Origin of the sequence: Nocardioides sp., assembly GCF_035481145.1 — a bacterium.
Taxonomy (GTDB): Bacteria; Actinomycetota; Actinomycetes; order Propionibacteriales; family Nocardioidaceae; genus Nocardioides.
The window spans coordinates 62,372-81,216 of record NZ_DATIHB010000008.1; the positions used below are offsets into that span (position 1 = coordinate 62,372).

At 71.1% G+C, this 18,845-nt stretch carries 22 protein-coding genes and 1 pseudogene; 13 read left to right on the forward strand and 10 right to left on the reverse strand.

Annotation, left to right across the window (positions count from 1 at the left end; all coding sequences use genetic code 11):
* Positions 1-38 precede the first annotated feature (38 nt).
* From rsgA to VLF38_RS01180, 3 genes are read right to left on the reverse strand one after another with little or no spacing between them, the layout of a single operon-like run.
* Positions 39-1,052: a ribosome small subunit-dependent GTPase A gene (gene rsgA / locus VLF38_RS01170; protein WP_325269462.1), complete on the reverse strand. Its 1,014-nt coding sequence runs from the start codon at positions 1,050-1,052 to the stop codon at positions 39-41.
* A gap of 13 nt (positions 1,053-1,065) precedes the next feature.
* Complete coding sequence (gene aroA, locus VLF38_RS01175) at positions 1,066-2,349, reverse strand: 3-phosphoshikimate 1-carboxyvinyltransferase (protein ID WP_325269463.1); 1,284 nt, start codon at positions 2,347-2,349, stop codon at positions 1,066-1,068.
* The gene (locus tag VLF38_RS01180; protein WP_325269464.1) at positions 2,346-4,298 is read right to left on the reverse strand and encodes a sigma-70 family RNA polymerase sigma factor; all 1,953 of its coding nucleotides are present in this window, start codon (positions 4,296-4,298) and stop codon (positions 2,346-2,348) included. Before VLF38_RS01180 ends, aroA begins: the two co-directional genes overlap by 4 nt.
* A 198-nt stretch (positions 4,299-4,496) precedes the next feature.
* Here VLF38_RS01180 and VLF38_RS01185 point away from each other — a divergent pair, with 198 nt between their 5' ends.
* From VLF38_RS01185 to VLF38_RS17345, 6 genes are all read left to right on the forward strand, one after another.
* Complete coding sequence (locus VLF38_RS01185; protein WP_325269465.1) at positions 4,497-5,237, forward strand: hypothetical protein; 741 nt, start codon at positions 4,497-4,499, stop codon at positions 5,235-5,237.
* A gap of 79 nt (positions 5,238-5,316) precedes the next feature.
* Positions 5,317-6,039 (forward strand): SOS response-associated peptidase, encoded by a 723-nt coding sequence (locus VLF38_RS01190; RefSeq protein ID WP_325269466.1) that lies wholly within the window; start codon positions 5,317-5,319, stop codon positions 6,037-6,039.
* Between the two features lie 7 nt (positions 6,040-6,046).
* On the forward strand, positions 6,047-6,682 hold the full coding sequence (locus VLF38_RS01195; protein WP_325269467.1) for an alpha/beta family hydrolase: 636 nt from the start codon (positions 6,047-6,049) through the stop codon (positions 6,680-6,682).
* 129 nt (positions 6,683-6,811) lie between these two features.
* Positions 6,812-7,423: a sigma-70 family RNA polymerase sigma factor gene (locus VLF38_RS01200; protein ID WP_325269468.1), complete on the forward strand. Its 612-nt coding sequence runs from the start codon at positions 6,812-6,814 to the stop codon at positions 7,421-7,423.
* Positions 7,420-7,707 carry a mycothiol system anti-sigma-R factor gene (rsrA, locus tag VLF38_RS01205; protein WP_107699103.1) on the forward strand — a complete coding sequence of 96 codons (288 nt, stop codon included), beginning with the start codon at positions 7,420-7,422 and terminating at the stop codon, positions 7,705-7,707. Before VLF38_RS01200 ends, rsrA begins: the two co-directional genes overlap by 4 nt.
* Before the next feature lie 83 nt (positions 7,708-7,790).
* Positions 7,791-7,865, forward strand: a complete 75-nt coding sequence (locus VLF38_RS17345; RefSeq protein WP_369759046.1) for a 50S ribosomal protein bL37 — start codon at positions 7,791-7,793, stop codon at positions 7,863-7,865.
* Positions 7,866-7,929: 64 nt separating this feature from the next.
* On the opposite strand, the gene VLF38_RS01210 is transcribed toward VLF38_RS17345, so the two are convergent.
* The gene (locus VLF38_RS01210; protein WP_325269469.1) at positions 7,930-8,751 is read right to left on the reverse strand and encodes a DUF2785 domain-containing protein; all 822 of its coding nucleotides are present in this window, start codon (positions 8,749-8,751) and stop codon (positions 7,930-7,932) included.
* Positions 8,752-8,827: 76 nt separating this feature from the next.
* Between VLF38_RS01210 and VLF38_RS01215 the strand changes: the two genes are divergently transcribed.
* Positions 8,828-10,324 (forward strand): sensor histidine kinase, encoded by a 1,497-nt coding sequence (locus VLF38_RS01215; RefSeq protein ID WP_325269470.1) that lies wholly within the window; start codon positions 8,828-8,830, stop codon positions 10,322-10,324.
* A gap of 13 nt (positions 10,325-10,337) precedes the next feature.
* Here the strand turns inward: VLF38_RS01215 and VLF38_RS01220 are convergent, their stop codons facing one another.
* On the reverse strand, positions 10,338-10,589 hold the full coding sequence (locus VLF38_RS01220; protein WP_107699106.1) for a WhiB family transcriptional regulator: 252 nt from the start codon (positions 10,587-10,589) through the stop codon (positions 10,338-10,340).
* A gap of 183 nt (positions 10,590-10,772) precedes the next feature.
* On the opposite strand from VLF38_RS01220, the gene VLF38_RS01225 reads away from it, so the two are divergent.
* Positions 10,773-11,174 carry a hypothetical protein gene (locus tag VLF38_RS01225; RefSeq protein ID WP_325269471.1) on the forward strand — a complete coding sequence of 134 codons (402 nt, stop codon included), beginning with the start codon at positions 10,773-10,775 and terminating at the stop codon, positions 11,172-11,174.
* Here the strand turns inward: VLF38_RS01225 and VLF38_RS01230 are convergent.
* Positions 11,146-11,676: a sigma-70 family RNA polymerase sigma factor gene (locus tag VLF38_RS01230; RefSeq protein ID WP_325269472.1), complete on the reverse strand. Its 531-nt coding sequence runs from the start codon at positions 11,674-11,676 to the stop codon at positions 11,146-11,148. The genes VLF38_RS01225 and VLF38_RS01230 overlap by 29 nt on opposite strands.
* A gap of 119 nt (positions 11,677-11,795) precedes the next feature.
* Positions 11,796-12,197, reverse strand: a complete 402-nt coding sequence (sodN, locus tag VLF38_RS01235; protein WP_219907161.1) for a superoxide dismutase, Ni — start codon at positions 12,195-12,197, stop codon at positions 11,796-11,798.
* On the opposite strand from sodN, the gene VLF38_RS01240 reads away from it, so the two are divergent.
* From VLF38_RS01240 to VLF38_RS01255, 4 genes are all read left to right on the forward strand, one after another.
* Entirely contained in the window at positions 12,187-12,597 is a 411-nt protein-coding gene (locus VLF38_RS01240; RefSeq protein ID WP_325269473.1) for a S24/S26 family peptidase, read from the forward strand. The two genes, sodN and VLF38_RS01240, sit on opposite strands and share 11 nt — an antisense overlap.
* A gap of 105 nt (positions 12,598-12,702) precedes the next feature.
* Positions 12,703-13,902, forward strand: coding sequence for an NADP-dependent malic enzyme (locus tag VLF38_RS01245; RefSeq protein ID WP_325269474.1), 1,200 nt, complete (start codon positions 12,703-12,705; stop codon positions 13,900-13,902).
* Between the two features lie 78 nt (positions 13,903-13,980).
* Positions 13,981-14,949, forward strand: a complete 969-nt coding sequence (locus VLF38_RS01250) for a zinc-binding dehydrogenase (RefSeq protein ID WP_325269475.1) — start codon at positions 13,981-13,983, stop codon at positions 14,947-14,949.
* Complete coding sequence (locus VLF38_RS01255; RefSeq protein WP_325269476.1) at positions 14,946-15,644, forward strand: SDR family oxidoreductase; 699 nt, start codon at positions 14,946-14,948, stop codon at positions 15,642-15,644. Before VLF38_RS01250 ends, VLF38_RS01255 begins: the two co-directional genes overlap by 4 nt.
* Positions 15,645-15,650: 6 nt before the next feature.
* On the opposite strand, the gene VLF38_RS01260 is transcribed toward VLF38_RS01255, so the two are convergent.
* Both VLF38_RS01260 and VLF38_RS01265 read right to left on the reverse strand, forming a co-directional pair.
* Entirely contained in the window at positions 15,651-16,193 is a 543-nt protein-coding gene (locus VLF38_RS01260; protein WP_325269477.1) for a flavin reductase family protein, read from the reverse strand.
* Positions 16,183-16,944 (reverse strand): dihydrofolate reductase family protein, encoded by a 762-nt coding sequence (locus VLF38_RS01265; RefSeq protein ID WP_325269478.1) that lies wholly within the window; start codon positions 16,942-16,944, stop codon positions 16,183-16,185. Before VLF38_RS01265 ends, VLF38_RS01260 begins: the two co-directional genes overlap by 11 nt.
* 179 nt (positions 16,945-17,123) lie before the next feature.
* Here VLF38_RS01265 and VLF38_RS01270 point away from each other — a divergent pair, with 179 nt between their 5' ends.
* The gene (locus VLF38_RS01270; RefSeq protein WP_325269479.1) at positions 17,124-18,614 is read left to right on the forward strand and encodes an MDR family MFS transporter; all 1,491 of its coding nucleotides are present in this window, start codon (positions 17,124-17,126) and stop codon (positions 18,612-18,614) included.
* 23 nt (positions 18,615-18,637) lie between these two features.
* On the opposite strand, the pseudogene VLF38_RS01275 reads toward VLF38_RS01270, so the two are convergent.
* Positions 18,638-18,845 (reverse strand): annotated as a pseudogene (locus VLF38_RS01275) (alpha/beta hydrolase); the annotation flags it as partial.

Sequence of the window (18,845 nt, forward strand, 5' to 3'; positions counted from 1 at the left end):
CTCCCTCGGCAATGGCCTGTGTGGTGTTTCGGGCCGCGTCAGTAGTCGGTCGACTCGCGGGCAGCGAGCAGACGGCGGAACGACTCGACGCGCTCCGTGTCGACCTCGCCCGCTGCGATCGCCTCGTCGAGGCCGCACTCGGGCTCGCCCGTGCCATGCGTGCAGCCGCGCGGGCACTCCTCGGTCATCTCGTCGAGATCGGGGAACGCCTCGATCAGCATCTCCGGCTCGACGTGGGCCAGCCCGAAGGACCGGATGCCGGGGGTGTCGATGATCCAGCCGGCTCCGTCGGTCGAGCCCGTCGAGGCCGGGAGCTCCAGCAGGTAGGCGCTGGTGGACGTGTGGCGACCACGGCCGGTGACCGCGTTGACGTGGCCGACCTCGCGCCCGGCGGTGGGCACCAGCGCGTTGACCAGCGTCGACTTGCCCACGCCCGAGTGGCCGACCAGCACACTGGTGTGCCCTCCGAGGACAGCACGGACCTCGGTGAGGTCGCCGCCGCGCTCCGTCACGACGTACGGCACTCCGAGCGAGCGGTACGTCGACAGCAGCGTCTCCGCATCGCGCAGGTCCGCCTTGGTGAGGCAGAGGACCGGCTTCATCCCCGACGCGTACGCCGCCACGAGTGCGCGATCGATGAGCCGCGGCCGCGGCTCGGGGTCGGCCAAGGCGGTCACGACGACCAGCTGGTCGGCGTTGGCGACGATGATCCGCTCGACCGGGTCGTCGTCGTCCGCCGTCCGGCGCAACGTGGTCTTGCGCGGCGTGACCTCGACGATGCGGGCCATCGTGCCGTCGTCGCCGGAGACGTCGCCGACCACCCGCACTCGGTCACCGACGACGACGCCCTTGCGCCCCAGCGGCCGGGCCTTCATCGCGTAGATCAGCCGACCGTCGACCAGCAGCGTGAACCGGCCGCGGTCGACGGTCACCACGAGCCCGTCGACGGCCTCGTCGTACGTCGGGCGGTCCTTGGTGCGTGGGCGCGTGCGGCGCCGGGGGCGCTCGTAGTGCTCGTGGTCGTGCTCCGAGTACCGCTGTCGTCCGCTCATCGCCTGGTCACCATCAGCTCGGGAAGAGCCCCGACCAGAAGTCGGCGAAGTCGGGGAACGTCTTGGAGGTGGTTGCGACGTTCTCGACGAGGACACCCTCGACCGCGGCGCCGATGATCACGCCGGCGTGGGCCATGCGGTGGTCGGCGTAGGTGCGGAAGAGGCCACCGTGCAGGGGAGCGGGGCTGATCTCGAGCCCGTCCTCGAGCTCGGTGACGTGGGCACCGAGCGCGGAGAGCTCGGTGGCGAGCGCGGCGAGGCGGTCGGTCTCGTGGCCCCGGATGTGCTCGATCCCCGTCAACCGGGACGGGGTGTCCGCGAGCGCGCACAGCGCGGCGACGGCCGGAGCCAGCTCCCCGACGTCGTGGAGGTCGAGCTCGACGCCGTTGAGCGAGGCGGGTCCTTCGACGGTGAGGCCGTCGGTCGTCAGCGAGACGGTGCAGCCCATGTCGGCGAGGATCTGGCGCAGCGCATCGCCTGCCTGCGTGGTCCGTCGGGGCCAGTCGCGGACCGTGACGGACCCACCCGAGACCGCGGCCAGGGCGAGGAACGGCGCAGCGTTGGAGAGGTCTGGCTCGACCACCAGGTCGACCGGTGCGACGCGGCCGGGGGCGACCCTCCAGCGGTCCGCGTCGGAGTCGTCGACCTCGACGCCCTGCTCGCGCAGCATCTGCACGGTCATCTCGATGTGGGGGAGCGAGGGCACAGGCGCTCCGACGTGCCTCACATCGACTCCCTTGTCGTAGCGCGCACCAGCCAGCAGGAGCGCGCTGATGAACTGGGACGACTTCGACGCGTCGACCGTCACCGCGCCGCCCGGCACAGAGCCCGCGCCGCGGACGGTGAAGGGGAGCCGGTCGCCCTCGGAGATCTCGATGCCGAGGCTCCTCAACGCGGAGAGGACCTCGCCCACCGGGCGGTTGCGCATGTGCTCGTCACCGTCGAAGGAGATCGCCCCGGTCGACAGGGCCGCGACCGGAGGCACGAAGCGCATCACGGTGCCGGCGAGGCCGCAGTCGACCCCGGCGTCCCGGTCGAACGCGCCCGGCGTCACGGTCCAGTCCTCGCCGCTCGTGTCGACGGCGGCACCGATCGCGGTCAGCGCGCCTGCCATCAGCAGGGTGTCGCGCGACCGCAGGGCACGGCGTACGACGGAGGGGCCGTCGGCGATCGCTGCCAGCAGCAGGGCACGGTTGGTGAGCGACTTCGATCCGGGGAGCGAGACCGTCACGTCGACGGGTGCGAGTGCGCGAGGAGCGGGCCAGGGCTCTGCTGGATCGGTAGGGGTGATCGTCACGGGGAGAAGGGTATCGACCCTGATCCGGGTCGCGGCCACACGTTGTCCGACGGGTCGGACTCCGCGTAGCCCGCCTCGGTGTCGCCAGGGACGTCCACCCGGAAGGTCGGGTCGCCGGTCACGATGCCGTCGACCCGGAAGGGAAGGACGGCGCCGTTGGTGACGCTCGTGCACACGACGGTCTGGCCCAGGATCCCGATGGCGAGAACACCGCTGACCTGGCAGCCGTCGGGGACCTCGCTGAAGCCACCGAGCACGCTTGGTACCGATGCGGTGAGCGTCGCCGTCAGGCCAGCGGGAACGCCGGTGACCGTGGCGGTGTACTTGCCGGAGCCCTTGCCCAGCTCGGTGACGTCCAGGACGGCGTCGTAGCCGGTGGGCTCCGGGTCGACGACAGCCGGCTGGAGCGTGACCGTCGTGCTGTTGTCGCTCCTGTCGGTGTCGTTGATGCCGGCAGACGGGATGAGCGTGATCGTCAGCTTCTGCGGCTGGTCGCCCAGGACCTTCGCGGTGAGCGTCAGGCTGTCGCGCGTCGCGGTGAGAACGCAGTCGTTGTCGGAGCACGCGACGTCGACGCCCGTCGGCTCGGTCGTGACCTCTCCTTCGAGGTACTGCCGTCGCGCAGCGGTGCGCTGCGGAGCAGCGGCGCTCGCCCAGGTCACCTCGACGGTCTCGCCGGCGGGAATCCCGTCGACGGCGATCTCGATGGTCGAGGTGCCGTCGCCGCTCGACGACGGGGTCACCGTCGGCGAGGCGGTGAAGCCGACCGGCTCGTCCGTCGGCGTCGGCGTCGGAGTGGGCGTCGGGGTCGGCGTGGGGTCGACCGTCGGCTCGTCGGTCGGCTCGCTGGTGGGCTCGGAGGTCGGGCTGGACGTGGTGGTCGGCGAAGGCGCCGTGCTGGTCGGGGCTGCGGACTCCGGTGCGTCCAGCGGTGGCGGGACGTCTGCCGGGGGAGCGGTGTCCGCAGGGGCTGTCGCTGCGGGCGGCGCCGGTGCGTCGGCCTGGGGAGGCGTGGACTTCTCGCCACCGCTCTGCAGCGCGAAGACGGTGCCGGCGGCGATGACGCCGGCGGCGACGACACCCGTCGCAGCGGCAGCGGGCCCGTTGGAGCTGATCCCGTCCTTGATGCGGTCGACGAAGAGAAGGAACGCGCCCTTGGTCGCTGCGCCGGCGGTGGCCAGGTAGCCGATGCCTGCGCTGCCGAGGAGCAGCGGCGCGAGGATCGCGGCGAGGTTGTTGTTGACCTCGGTGAGCTCGAGGTAGATCGCCATGCACTTGCGGCACTCGTCGATGTGCTTCTCGACCTTGCCCGCGTCGCGCTTGCTGATGCCGTTGCGGATGTAGCCGCCGAGGTGCTGGTGGGTCCAGGCGCAGGCGTCGTCCTCGACGTCCATGGCGTGGGAGTTGAGGAACGCCTGGCGCAGGCCCTCGCGGGCCCGGTAGGCGAGGGCGGAGACCGAGTTGGGGGTCATCCCGAGCAGAGCGGCGACCTCGGCAGGCTTCTGGCCCTCGACCTCGGTGTGCCAGAGCACGGCCTGCCAGCGCTCCGGCAGTGACGCGAACGCCTTCGCGGCCGCCGCGCTCTCGAACCCCTCGACCGCGGTGTCACGGAACGGGACGCCCGGGTCGAAGGCCTCCATGTCGTCAGTCGAGTGCAGCCGCGAGTTGGCCCGGATCTTGTCGACGTGGAGCCGGCGGATCGACGTCAGCAGGTACGCGCGAAAGGCGACGTCCGGGCCACCGCCGCCCTGCAGGACGCGCAGCACCTTGGCGAACGCATCGGACACGAGGTCGTCCGCGTCGGCCGCACCGACCAGCTGGCGTGCGAGGCGGCGGGCCGCCTCGACGTGGCGCTCGAAGAGGGGACCGTACGCGGAGACGTCACCACCACGGACGGCCGAGATCAGCTCGGCATCGCCCGTCTCCTGTGGCGTCAGGGTGTCGGTCACGTCTACTCAACGATCAGCTCGCGGATGTATGACGCCAATCGTACGCAGCAGCGACCTTTTCCCGGGGTGGTCCGAAAATTCTTCGCAGAACCACGTCATGGCCGCGTGACTGCACCGTTCCATCGGCGTACGAGGCCCGCATGACGGGGGCGGGTCTCGTAGGACTTTCGGTGGAGCAAGACACAGAGGGGAGCAACCGTGGGGCTTTTGACGACACGTCGCCGTGGCCACGCGGGCGGTTCCGAGGCAGGGCGGGAGCTGTCCGAGCAGGTGCGCGCAGGTCTGCCGCGCCGGTTCGAGGCAGTGGGAGAGGTCCTTGCCTCGGGATCACGCTCCCTCGACGTCTACGACGTCGTCGGTCGCCGGCTCGCCCAGGACGGTGCCGCCCTCGACGAGGTGCTCGAGGCCTTGCGCCAGACCACCCAGGCCGTGCTCGGCACGGACCCGGCGTACGACGCCGTCCGTGCCATCAGCATCGCCTGGAGCGAGGCGACGCTCGCCTACCTCCACCAGATCTCCTGCGAGGACCCGCTCACGGGCCTCGCCAGCCTGGCCCATGTGCGCAGCCGGATCGCCGAGCTCTACCGCGGCGCAGCCCGCTCGGGCGGTGACGTCGCGCAGCAGCACGCGCTTGTCGTGATCGACCTGCCGGAGACCATCGAGACGCTCACGGCTCCGGACGCCGGCTTCTCGCGCACCCTGCGCCTGGCACGTGTCGGCCAGTCTGCCGGCACCGTCTTCGATGGCGCCGAGACGATCGGCCGCCTCGGCGCTCGCCGGGTCGTCGCTGTCGTCGAGCGCGACCCGATTCTCGGACGTCGGGTCGCGCTCGTACGCACACTGCTGGCGTCGGCGGACTTCCCGACCCGCGTGTGGATCGAGGGCCTCCCGGGTTCGGACGAGGTCGCCGCCCTCCTGCTCGACGAGCTCGCCCGCTAGACACAGACCTTCTCGGGGGACGTCCGGGCTGGCCGCGCCTGACGGGGGGACGCGGCCGGCCCGGGTCTATCGTGGCGCCATGTGCGGTCGCTACGCCTCCTCCCGCCGTCCCGACGAGCTGATCGAGGAGTTCGACGCGACGGCACACCTCGCCCACGAGGTCGACGCGAGCTGGAACGTCGCTCCCACCGACGAGGTCTACGCGGTCATGGAGCACCCCAAGGACGAGGAGCGCCAGCTACGTGTCGTCCGCTGGGGCCTGGTCCCCTCGTGGGCCAAGGAGCGCTCCATCGGTCCGCGCATGATCAACGCCCGGCTCGAGACGCTCGCGGAGAAGCCCGCCTTCCGCAAGGCCCTCGCCGTACGTCGCTGCCTGGTGCCCGCCGACGGCTACTACGAGTGGTATCCGACGGAGGAGCTCGACGCCAAGGGGAAGGCGCGGAAGCAGCCCTTCTTCATCCGGCCCACGGACGGGGGAGTGCTGCCGATGGCTGGCCTCTACGAGTTGTGGCGTGATCCGACTAAGGCCGACGACGCACCCGACCGCTGGTTGTGGACCTGCACCGTGATCACGACCGAGGCGACCGACGAGCTCGGGATGATCCACGACCGGATGCCGCTGATGGTCGAGCGCGACCGGTGGGACGAGTGGCTCGATCCCGCGCGCGAGGGGGCGGCGCTCCTCGACCTGCTCGAGCCTGCTGCCCCCGGCCGGCTGACGGCCTACCCCGTCTCCTCGGCCGTGGGCAACGTGCGCAACAACGGCCCGGAGCTGGTTGCCCCACTCCCGCTACAGGCATGATGGACGCGTGACCGAGAGCCGGACGTTCGAGACGCCGCAGGGCCCCGCCCGGTTGGTCGCCCACCGGTCCAAGCGGCCGATCGCCAACCTCCTGCTGAGCCACGGCGCGGGTGGCGGCATCGATGCAGCCGACCTCGCGGCGCTCGCCCATCACTTGCCCGGTCAGGGCATCAGCGTCTTGCTCCTCGAGCAGCCGTGGCGCGTGGCAGGTCGCAAGATCGCCGGCTCCCCGGCGTCGCTCGACGTGGCGCTCCGCTCGGTGGCTGACCAGATCCGGCCGCGTACGCCGCTCGTCGTCGGTGGCCGCTCGGCGGGTGCCCGCTCCGCAGCGCGCTGTGCGCGCGAGCTCGGCGCGAGTGGCTGTCTGGCGCTCTCGTTCCCGCTCCACCCGCCGGGGAAGCCGGAGAAGTCCCGCGTCGACGAGCTCACGGGGTCGCGCGTGCCGACCCTGGTCATCCAGGGGGAGCGGGACCCGTTCGGCCGTCCCGAGGAGTTCCCCGACGGGACCGAAATGGCGGTCGTCCCCGCCGCGGACCACGCCTTCAAGGTTCCCAAGTCCGCTCCGCTCTCCCAGGCTGATGCCCTCTCGGTGGTCGTCGAAGCCACCCTGGAGTGGATCGTGAGAGAGATCGCGCGGAGCTGAAAAGACCCCGGCGGAAGAAATCGGACGGCGGTGCCGTTGAGCATCGACGTGAACGCCGTACTCGACCGCGCAGCCCGCAGCACCGCGGGTTCCGCCGCGCCCGCCAGCGCTGAACTATTCTGGGAGGCGATGACTGACGTGGTGCCTGAGAACGAGACCGATGCCGAGCGTTCGCTCCGCTTCGAGCGCGATGCCCTGCCCTTCCTCGACCAGCTCTACTCGGCGGCGCTGCGCATGACGCGCAACCCCGCTGATGCCGAGGACCTGGTGCAGGAGACCTTCGCGAAGGCGTTCGCCGCCTTCCACCAGTTCAAGCCGGGCACCAACCTCAAGGCGTGGCTGTACCGCATCCTCACCAACACGTTCATCAACAGCTACCGCAAGAAGCAGCGTGAGCCCAAGCAGTCGATGTCCGAGGACGTCGAGGACTGGCAGCTCGCGCGCGCGGAGTCGCACACGTCGTCCGGACTGAAGTCGGCGGAGCACGAAGCGCTCGAGCACCTGCCCGACTCGCAGGTGAAGGACGCCCTTCAGCGGCTCCCCGAGGAGTTCCGTCTCGCGGTCTACCTCGCCGACGTCGAGGGCTTCCCGTACAAGGAGATCGCCGAGATCATGGACACCCCCATCGGCACCGTGATGTCCCGGCTCCACCGCGGACGCCGCCAGCTGCGCACGCTGCTGGAGGACTACGTCCGCGAGAACGACATGTTCGGTCTGACCCGTGAGGAGGTCGTCTCGTGAGCGCACCTGAGCAGGAGGGCCACGAGCACCGCCGGGGGGAGGACTGCGCCGACTACCTCGAGCGCATCGTCTTCTTCCTCGACAACGAGCTCGACGAGGCCGACTGCAGTGCAGTCCGCCACCACCTCGACGAGTGTGGGCCCTGTCTGAAGAAGTACGACCTGGAGCGCACCGTGAAGCAGGTCGTCGCACGCTCCTGCCACGAGTCGGCGCCGGAGGGCCTCCGGGCGCGGGTGCTCGTGCAGCTGCGCGAGGTCCAGGTCCGGATCACCACGACCGACTGACCGATTCGAGCGCCAGACCCCCGGATTCGACCCGGACGCAGTCGTCTGGGAAGATGAGCCGTTCCGCGATCGAGGAGGATCCCATGGGCAAGACTGGCCGCAAGCGCCGCGCTCGCAAGAAGAAGGGCGCAAACCACGGCAAGCGCCCCAACGCCTGAGTCACCGACTCAGCGCCAAGCGCACCGAACCCCCGAGCCTCTGGCCCCGGGGGTTCGTCGCATTTCAGCGGACGGGGCGGAGGTTCGGGCGAGGCGAGCGGAGCTCGAGTGTCGTCTCGCGCAGCGCCTCCACGATGACCAGCAGCAGGTCGGACCGGACGCCGGGGCGCTCCGGCCCGTGGGCCACCTGGAGGTAGAGGGCCCGCAGGAACGCCTGGGTGTTGAACGCGCGACAGGCGACGGCCCCCTCGGGGTCGACGGCCACGGCACCGTTGGCGAGCCGCGCGATCCACGGCTCCAGGATGCTGAGCGGGACCAGGTCGCGGGCGAGGATCGTCACCGTCGCCCGGGCGAGCCGGTCGGGCTCGCCGGCAACCAGGCGGCAGCCGGTCGGGAGCAGCAGGCGGTCGGCGAGGACGTCGAGCAGGACGGTCAGCTCGGCGACGCCGAAGTGGGGGGAGCGGCCCAGCTCGGCCACCGCGTCGGCACCGTGTGCCAGTGCGAGCGCGGGTCCCTTGCCCGTGACGTGACCCCGGAGGTCGCGCTCGCGGACGAACCAGGTGGCGATCCGGTCGCCCCAGACGAGAAGCTGGCGAGGGGAGAGGACCTGCGCCTCGTTGTCGCGTGCGATGCAGTCGGCGAGGACCTTGACCGACCAGCTCCGGCGGAAGACCGTGTCGCTCTCGGACTGGCCGAGGCCGACCTCGACCCCGGTCACCATGCCGTCGCCCAGCCCGACCAGGACGTCGTCGTATGCGCCCTCGCGGATCCAGCCCGAGAGGCGCCGGTAGGCCTCCTGCGTGCGCTGGCGCGGGTCCGTGCTGCCCAGCAGCCGGGTCAGCTCGGCGGTCAGGTCGTCCAGGGGGCGATCTGTCGGCAGCGGCATGGGGCACATGGTGCCAGCCGGGCCCACCCCAGGCGAATTGGCTTGTTTGACTACCGGAGGGCCGTACTCTCGGCCCATGCCGACCCTGGACGAGATCGCCCGTGCGCACACGGATCTCGACACCGACGAGCTGGCCTGGCTCCAGCTGCTCCTCGCGGACTGGCAGATCGTGGCGGACCTCTCCTTCGCCGATCTCGTGCTGTGGCTTCCGGACCGCGACGGGCGCGGATTCTGGGCCGGTGCGCAGCAGCGCCCGACCACGGGCCCGACGGCACTGCTCGACGACGTCGCAGGGACGTTCCTGCCGCAGGGGCGGCGCAACCTGCTCGACACGGCGTACGAGACCGGCCGGCTGGCCCGCGAGGGCGATCCTGCGTGGGTCTTCGACGTGCCAGTGCGCCAGGAGGCGATACCGGTCCGGCGGGGTGGCCGGGTCTTCGCGGTCGTTGCCCGCACCACCAACCTGCTGGGCGTGCGGACGCCGAGCCACCTCGAGCTCACCTACACGCAGACGGCGAGCGAGCTGACCCGGATGATCGCGCGCGGTGCCTTCCCGGTGCCCGGGCCGCGCAGCGACCACGCCGACACGCCGCGGGTCGGCGACGGCTTCATCCGGCTCGACGCTCGCGGTCGGGTCAGCTACGCCTCACCCAACGCGCTCTCGGTCTACCGCCGCCTCGGCCACGCAGGTGACCTCGTCGGCCAGGAGCTCGCCGAGCTGACCCGCAACCTGGTGCCGCCACGCGACCGCCCCGACGAGGAGACACTCAGCGCGGTGCTCGGGGGCCGGGTCGCCCGCGACACCGAGGTCGCCTCGGACGGCATGGCACTGATCCTGCGCTCCCTACCGCTCGCGCCCGACGGCGAGCCGGTCGGGGGAGTGATCCTGGTCCGCGACGTCTCCGACCTCCGCCGTCGCGACCGTGAGCTCGTCACCAAGGACGCCACGATCCGCGAGATCCACCACCGGGTGAAGAACAACCTGCAGACCGTCGCCGCGCTGCTGCGGCTCCAGGCTCGCCGCATGGGCAACGAGGACGCGCGACTCGCGCTCGAGGAGGCCGTCCGCCGCGTCGGCTCGATCGCGCTGGTCCACGAGACGTTGAGCCAGGCGGTGGAGGAGACCGTGGCGTTCGACGAGATCGCCGACCGGCTCGGGCGGATGGTGGCCGACGTCGGCGGCATCGGCCACGCCGTCGCCGTACGCCGCGAGGGGACGTTCGGGATCCTCAACTCCGACACCGCGACGCCGCTGGCCATGGTGCTGACCGAGGTCCTGCAGAACGCTGTCGAGCACGGCTACCGGCAGCTCGACGTGACCGACTCCGACCGGGTCGGGCGGATCGCCGTCGAGGTGCGACGCGCGGTGGGCCGGCTGCACGTGGTCATCGAGGACGACGGAGTGGGCCTGCCCGACGGCTTCGACCCCGACCAGTCGACGAGCCTGGGGCTCTCGATCGTCCGGACCCTCGTGGAGTCGGAGCTCGACGGTCAGCTCACGCTGGGCGCTGCCCACATGACAACGACCGGCACTCGCGTCGAGATCGACGTGCCGGTCGTGCAGCGGGGCTGATCGCCCCGGGGACTTAAGCGGTGCGGACGCGGGCCCGGGCGTTGCGGCGCTTGAGCGCGCGGCGCTCGTCCTCGCTGAGGCCGCCCCAGACGCCGTGGTCCTGACCGGCCTCGAGGGCCCAGGCGAGGCACTGCTCGCGAACGTCGCAGCGTCGGCACACCTGCTTGGCCTCCTCGATCTGGAGGATCGCCGGGCCCGTGTTTCCGATCGGGAAGAACAGCTCCGGGTCCTCGTCGAGGCAGGCTGATTCGTGACGCCAATCCACGGCTGGGTGTACTCCCTTTGGTTGCTGGGTGTTGCGCGTCGGCCTCGGGTGAAGGCCGCGGACGCGCGGAAAGATGAGGTGGCGTCGCGAATCTTTTCACGAACGCACACGCAAGGTTGTCAATCCTACGCACGAACGACAACCCCTGCGGGCCGTCACTTTGGTCACAAGTAGATTGTCGCCGTGTTTAATTCCCCCGGCTCCGTCGCTCCGCGCCCGCTCGCCGTAGCGTCAGCGGTGACGCTGCTCCAGGCAGTCACCTTCCTCGGTCTGGCGATCGCACAGGCACTCAGCTTCGCCTCCGAGCGGGCTGCGATGAACTGGACGACGATCCTCGGCTTCCTCCTGTGGGCGCTCATGCTCGGTGCGTGTGGGGGGCAGGTCGTCCGTGGCAGGTCCTGGGCACGCAGCCCGATCGTCATGGCCCAGCTGATCCATCTCGGCGTCGCGTGGAGCTTCGTCAAGGGCGACCCGGCACGGTGGCAGGCGGTCACCGCGTGGGCCATCGCCGCGACCGCCGTCGTCGTGCTCGTCGGCCTCTTCCACCCGAAGTCGATCAACCACCTCGCGCAGTCGGAGGCCTGAGCCTGCGGCGCAGCCGGGCGAGCGCCCGCGCCTGCAGCCGGGAGACCTGCGCCTGGCTGACCCCGAGCCGATCCGCCACGGCATCCTGGGTGAGCCCGTCGAGGAAGCGGAGCCTGATGACCGCGCTCTCAGGGTCGGGCAACAGGTCGAGCTGGGGGAGCAGGACCAGCCGCAGCTCCACCTGCTCGTAGGCCTCCGCGGGAGCGGGGTCGGTCACGAATCCGTCCGCCAACTCCTCCACCACCGGCTGGTTGGCACCCCGCGGTCCGCGCAGCAACCTGCTGCGGTCCCTCAGGTGGTGGCGCATCTCGCCGAGCACCGTCGGCACCGCGTACGCCGCGAAGGGGACGCCGCGCGCCGCGTCGTACCTCCTGGCGGCGTGGAGCAGGCCGAGGCGCCCTGCCTGGACGAGGTCGTCGTGCGCCTCGCCCCAGCCGCGGAAGCGCCGGGCGCAGCGGTCGACGAGTGGCAGGTGTGCGATCACGAGGGCTTCGGTGTCCACCGCTCCATCAGACGCCGGATCCGGCACGCACGCATCTGTCCATCCACAGGCCCTGCGCCGGGTGGATGAAATGCGACAGGGCCCGCGCGCCGGAGCGAGCGGGCCCTGTCGGGAGAGCATCAGGCCTTCTTGGTCTCCCAGAAGATGCCGGCGATCTCGTCGATCTTGGCGAGCAGCTCGTCGGCGACGCCAGCGTCGAGAGTGCCCTTCGTGCCGCCAGCACCCGCGAGCTTGGTGGCCTCGTTGAAGAGGGTGTGGAGCTGCGGGTACTTCTCGAAGTGCGGGGCCTTGAAGTAGTCGGTCCACAGCACCCAGAGGTGGTGCTTGACCAGCTCGGAGCGCTGCTCCTTGATCAGGACGGCGCGGGTGCGGAAGTCGGGGTCGTCGGAGTCGTTGACCTTGGCGATCAGCGCCTTGATCGACTCGGCCTCGATGCGGGCCTGGGCGGGGTCGTAGACACCGCAGGGGAGGTCGCAGTGGGCCTGGGCCTCGACGGTGGGGGCGAACAGCATGCTCGACAGCTCCTTCGTGGGTGACATCTGTGCGACTGCGACACTACTCCCCATGCGAGGACGTCGGTGGGGCTGGGCCGTCGTGCGCGGACGGTCGATGGAGCCCGGCCTGCGCGAGGGCGACCGGCTGCTCGTGCGCTGGGGCCGCGAGCCCGCTGTCGGCGACGTCGTCCTGGCCCGGTTCGTCGACGGCACCCTGGCCGTGAAGCGCGCGGCCGAGCGGCGTACGACGAGGACCGGGGCGCCGGGCTGGTGGCTGCTCAGCGACAACGCGACCGAAGGGATCGACTCGCGGCACCGCGGAACCGTTCCCGAGGCGGACGTGCTGGCGGTCGCCCGGCTGGTGCGTCGCGGGTGCCGGTTGCATCACATTCCCGTACCGCCCGTGTCGGACTGCGCTCCCTTGTGAAAGGATGCCGAGCGAGGGTGAACCCCTGTCTGGCTGCTCCGCGACACACCATTCGCGTCGAGCGGCGCTCCCGAATCTGTCGAACGCCCCGAAAGTCCTGCCGAAATGTCTGAGCTCGAGACCGCCGTCCAGTCCGAGGGCCACCCGCTGGCCGGGGACCCGGTGTTCGACCTCCACGTAGGCGGCAAGATGGCGATCAAGTCGTCGGTGGAGCTCGCCGGCGCCGACGAGCTCTCGCTCGCCTACACGCCGGGTGTCGCCCGTGTCTGCACCGCGATCGCCGAGAACCCCGAGCTCACCCAGCACTACACGTGGGTGCCCAACACCGTCGCGGTCGTCACCGACGGCACCGCGGTGCTCGGACTCGGCGACATCGGCCCCGCCGCCGCCATGCCGGTGATGGAGGGCAAGGCGATCCTCTTCAAGCAGTTCGGCGGCGTCGACGGCATCCCGATCTGCCTGGACACGACCGACACCGAGGAGATCATCGAGACCGTCGTCCGGCTCGCTCCGAGCTTCGGCGGCATCAACCTGGAGGACATCTCGGCGCCGCGCTGCTTCGAGATCGAGGACCGCCTCAAGGAGCGCCTCGACATCCCCGTCTTCCACGACGACCAGCACGGCACCGCCGTCGTGGCCCTGGCCGCCCTCAAGAACGCCCTCAAGCTCACCGGCCGTACGCCGGAGGGCACGCGCGTCGTGATCTCGGGCGCCGGTGCTGCCGGTGTCGCGATCGCCAAGATCCTCATCGGCGCGGGCATCACCGACATCGCGGTCATCGACCGCCGCGGCATCGTCAGCTCCGACCGCTCCGACCTGACGCCGGTCAAGCGCTCGCTCGCCGAGATCACCGCCGACCGCAACGGCCGCACGGGTTCGCTCGCGGACGCGATGAAGGGCGCCGACGTCTACCTCGGCGTCTCCGGTGGCACCGTGCCGGAGGAGGTCGTCGCGACGATGGCCGCCGACGCGATCATCTTCGCGATGGCGAACCCGGACCCCGAGGTCCACCCGGACGTGGCGCACAAGTACGCCCGCGTCGTGGCCACCGGCCGCTCGGACTTCCCGAACCAGATCAACAACGTCCTGGCCTTCCCGGGCATCTTCCGCGGTGCCTTCGACGTCCGCGCCACGGCGATCACCGAGGGCATGAAGCTCGCGGCGGCCGACGCGCTGGCCGAGCTCGTCGGTGACGCGCTCGCCGAGGACATGGTCATCCCGGGTCCGTTCGACCCGCGCGTGGGTCCGGCCGTCTCGAAGGCAGTGGCCGAAGCCGCCCGTCGCGACGGTGTCGCCCGCGCCTGACACCTCTCCCGTCTTACGTCATAGGACCTGGTCGCCCTAGCGGCCAGGTCCTATGACGTTCTCGATAGCGTTGGCCGCATGTTCGCCGTCTACGCCGAGTCGTTCAACGCAGAGTCACCCCTCGACGGGCTGGTCGTGGGGGAGCGCCCCGATCCGATCGCCCCGGACGGCTGGACCACGGTCACCGTCAAGGCAGCCTCCCTGAACCACCACGACCTGTGGTCGCTCAAGGGCGTGGGCCTCAAGGCCGACCGGCTGCCGATGATCCTGGGCTGCGACGCCGCGGGCTACGACGAGGACGGCAACGAGGTCGTCGTCCACGCCGTGATCTCCTCGCCGGACTGGGTGGGTGACGAGACCCTCGACCCGAAGCGCTCGCTCCTCTCCGAGCTGCACCAGGGCACCTTCGCCGACAAGGTCGTCGTGCCCCGCCGCAACATCGTGCCCAAGCCGGCGTCCATGAGCTTCGAGGAGGCCGCGTGCCTGCCGACGGCGTGGCTCACGGCGTACCGGATGCTCTTCACGCAGGGCGGCCTCAAGGCCGGTGACTCCGTGCTGGTGCAGGGCGCCGGTGGCGGGGTGGCGACGGCCTGCATCGTGCTCGCCCGCGCTGCCGGTCTGAGGGTCTATGCCACCAGCCGCGACGAGGAGAAGCGCACGAAGGCGCTCGAGATCGGTGCCCACGATGTCTTCGGCTCCAACGAGCGGCTGCCGGTCAAGGTCGATGCGGTCATGGAGACGATCGGCCGCGCCACGTGGGAGCACTCGATCCGCTCGCTCCGTCCCGGCGGCAAGCTGGTCACCTCGGGCAACACCTCGGGCCCCCACCTCGACAACGCGATGCTCCCGCACATCTTCTTCCTGCAGCTGCAGGTAATCGGCTCGACGATGGGTACCCGCGCCGAGCTCGCCTCGCTCGTGCAGATGCTCGACGCGACCGGCCACAAGCCGCTCATCGACCACACCGTGCCGATGGAGCAGGCGCGCGACGCGTTCGCGGCGCTCCATGCCGGTGACGTCTTCGGCAAGATCATCCTGACCCGATGAGCGCCCGGGTCCACCTCGTCACCGGCGCAGGCTCCGGGATCGGAGCCTGCGTGGCCGATGCGCTCCGCGCCCGTGGCGACGAGCTCGTGCTGCTCGCCCGCTCCGTCGAGCGGGCACATGAGCTCCAGCAGCGCTACGACGGAGCGCGGGTCGTCGTCGCCGACCTCGCCGATCCGGCGCACCTCGAACACGCGCTGGGCGGTGCCAACCTCCCGCCGCACCTCGACTCCGTCCTCCATGTGGCGGGCGTCGTCGACCTGGCTCCCGCGCACGACCTGGTCGCGGCGGAGGTCCAGGCGCAGATCGCCGTCAACCTCGTCGCGCCGATGCTGCTCACGCAGCTCTGCCTCCCGGCCGTCCGCGCCGCCCGTGGCACGGTCCTCTTCGTCAACAGCGGTGCCGGCCTCAACGCCCACCCGAGCTGGGGCGCCTACGCGGCGTCGAAGTTCGGCCTGCGCGGCTTCGCCGACGCGCTCCGCGGCGAGGAGGCGCCGCACGGCGTGCGCGTGACCAGCGTCTTCCCGGGCCGCACGGCGACGCCCATGCAGGAGAAGGTCCACGAGCAGGAGGACGCGGCGTACGACGCGGAGCGCTGGATCCAGCCGGAGACCGTCGCCGCGACGATCCTGCACGTGCTCGACCTGCCCCGCGACGCGATGATGCCGGAGATCAGCGTCCGGCCCGGGCCGCGCTGACCCGCGTCAGTCGGCGGCCCGCTCCGTCGGCGGGCTGTGCCGCTCGTCGTTGCTGTGGCCGGGCGTGAAGTCGCAGCACGCGGAGAGGCGCAGCGGCGCATGTGGTGCCCCGCCGTCGACCCGGACCGGCTCGGTGGTCAGGCAGACGTGGTCGCCGCCCTCGTCCAGGAGCGCCAGGCGGCGTACGACGAGACGGCCGGGAACGTCGAGCAGCACGGGCACACCGTGTGGGCCGGTCCCGGTGGCCAGACCGGCGAACTTGTCGGTGTCGTCGCCCGTGCGGGTGCCGAAGAGCTCGGCGAGCTCGCGGTGCTCCTCGCCGAGGAAGTGCAGCACGAGGTGATCGGTGCGGAGCGCCAGCCGGTAGGTGTGGTTCGCCTTGGAGAGCCACACGGAGTAGCGGGGCGGGTCGATGCTCGACTGGCTGTGGAAGCCGACGAGGCAGCCGCCGCGCTCCTCGCCGTCCGCGGTCGTGACGATCAGCATCGCGGCATCGGTCGCCGCGGCGAGTGCGTCGAAGTCGCCCGTGCTGATGTCGTCACTGCTCATGGGAGGGCACCTCGCCGCGTTCGTAGCGCAGGAAGAGGGTGTTGCCCTCGGCGAGCACGGTGCGCAGCGCGAAGCCCGACAGCGGCGCACCGGTGGGAGCGATGGCGACCGGCAGGGGGTCGCCGCCCATCAGGGGTGACAGGGTGAGCAGCAGCTCGTCGAGGTGGCCGCCGGCGACGATCTCGCCGAGAAGGGTCGGTCCGCCCTCGGTGAGGACGACGGAGGCACCGCGCGTGGCGAGCTCCTGCAGCGCAAGACCGGGCTCGACCCGCTCGTCACCTGCCACGACCACCTCGGCGGCCTCGCGCGCACGTGCCAGCCGCTGCGGATCGGCTGCCGCGCAGGTGATGACGTACGGCGGCTGGTCGAGCGCCGGATCGGTGAAGGCACGACCCGCCCAGTCGAGGTCGAGTGACCGGCTCACCACCGCCAGGCGGGGTGAGGAGGGCTTGCCGGCGTCACGGCGGGCCTGTGCCCGCACCTTGGGCAGCAGCAGAGGCCCGTAGCCCTCGCGCCGGATCGTCTCCGCGCCGACGAGCACGACGTCGGCGACCGTCCGCATCGCGAGGAAGAGGGCCGCGTCCGGCTTCGTGGAGAGCGCGGCGACCCGGCCGCCGATCGCTGCGGAGCCGTCCAGGCCCCCGACCATGTTGGCCAGGACCCAGCACGGACCTGCTGGTCGCGAGCGGTCGACGGCGAGGTACGGCGCCAGGGGGTCGTCGAGGCGGGTGGTCGGTCCGAGGACGTCCATGGCTTCCATGCTGGCATCGGCCACCAAGGGAATTCATTGGCGCCTGCAGGAGTTGGCCCCCCAGTATTGACCGGAGCGCTCCTGTCGCGGTGAGCGCTGTCGGATCTCCGGGCCCCGTTCGTGGACTGCATGAGCGGGCGGCGTCATGCCACCCCGCGCCCTCCCTGAAAGGCCCCACCATGTCTGCTTCCCTCGAGGTCGATCCGACCGCCGATCCGACCGCCGATCCGACCGCGGGTGCGCCGGTCGACTCACCCGACGCACCGTTCACCACGCCGCTGGTCGTCAAGCTCCTCGTCGCGGCCACCTTCGTGGTGATCCTCAACGAGACCACGATGATCAACGCGCTTCCGCGCCTGATGGCCGACTTCAGCATCGACGCGCGCACGAGCCAGTGGGTCAACACCGTCTTCATGCTGACCATGGCGTCGGTGATCCCGCTGACCGGCTGGTTCCTCCAGCGGGTGACGACCAGGACGGCGTTCACAGTCGCCATGGCGACCTTCTGCGTCGGCACGCTGCTCGGCATGCTCGCCCCGACGTACGCCGTGCTGCTGGTGGCTCGCGCGGTCCAGGGTGCCGGCACGGCCGTGATGATGCCGCTGCTGATGACGACGGTCATGACGGTCGTCCCGGTCGCCCACCGCGGCCGCGTGATGGGCAACATGATGATGGCCATCTCGGTGGCCCCCGCACTGGGGCCGACGGTGTCGGGCCTGCTCCTGGAGCTCGGCTCGTGGCGCCTGATCTTCGGCGCGATCCTTCCGCTCGCGCTGCTGATGGGCCTCGTCGGCCGCACGCTGATCGAGAACATCGGCGAGGCCAAGGCCGGCCCGGTCAGCTGGCTCAGCGTGATCCTCGCCGGTGCGGGCTTCGCAGGCCTGGTCTACGGCCTGAGCGACTTCGGTGCGGGCAGCCTCGCCAAGCCGCTGGGCTTCACGATCGCCGGCGTCGTGCTCGTCGCCGCGTTCGTGGTCTACCAGATCGTCCTCCAGGGCCGGGGCACGCCGCTGCTGGACCTCCGCACCCTGAAGATCCGCACGTACGCCGTCGCCGTGCTGCTGATGTGTGCGGCCTTCATGGCGTTCTTCGGCGCGATGGTGCTGCTGCCGCTCTACCTGCAGGACTACCGCGGCCTCAGCACGCTGGAGACCGGCCTCCTGGTCATGCCCGGCGGCCTCGCGATGGGTCTGCTCGGTCCGCGGGTCGGCAGGGTGTTCGACCGTGTCGGCACGCGGCCGCTGGTCATCCCGGGCGCGGTGGGCCTGGTCGTCGCGCTCGTCACGCTGGCCTCGGTCATCGACCTCTCCACGCCGTACTGGCAGATCGTGCTGCTCCACGTGGCGCTGATGTCGTGCCTCGCCTGCGTCTTCACGCCGGTGTTCACGCTCGGCCTGGGTGCCCTGCCGCCCGAGCTCTACTCCCACGGCAGTTCGCTGCTGGGCACGCTCCAGCAGGTTGCGGGAGCGGCCGGCATGGCGCTGTTGATCGCGATCCTGCAGAGCCGCGCCACCCACCTCGTCGAGACGGGCAGCAGCGCAGCCAGTGCCTTCGTCGGCGGCCTGGACTGGGCGCTGCTGACCGGCGCTGCCTTCGCTGTCGTCGTCCTCGCGATGTCGCTGCTGCTACCGGCTCGCACCACCGCGGGACCCGGCGGTCACGGGCACTGACCTGCGGGGATCCGCCGGCTGGCTCAGACCTCGGCGAGGAACGCGTCGAGGATCGGCCACGACACGTCGGCGGCCCTCGGCCCGGCGATGAGGCCAAGGTGCGAGAGGCCGTCGGCGGCGGCGTACCTCGCACCGGGCACCGACCGCGTGCCGGCCTCGACGGCGGGACCGGGGCCGATCGCATCGGTGCGGCTGCCGATGAAGAGCACGCGGGTGCGGATCGCGGCGAGC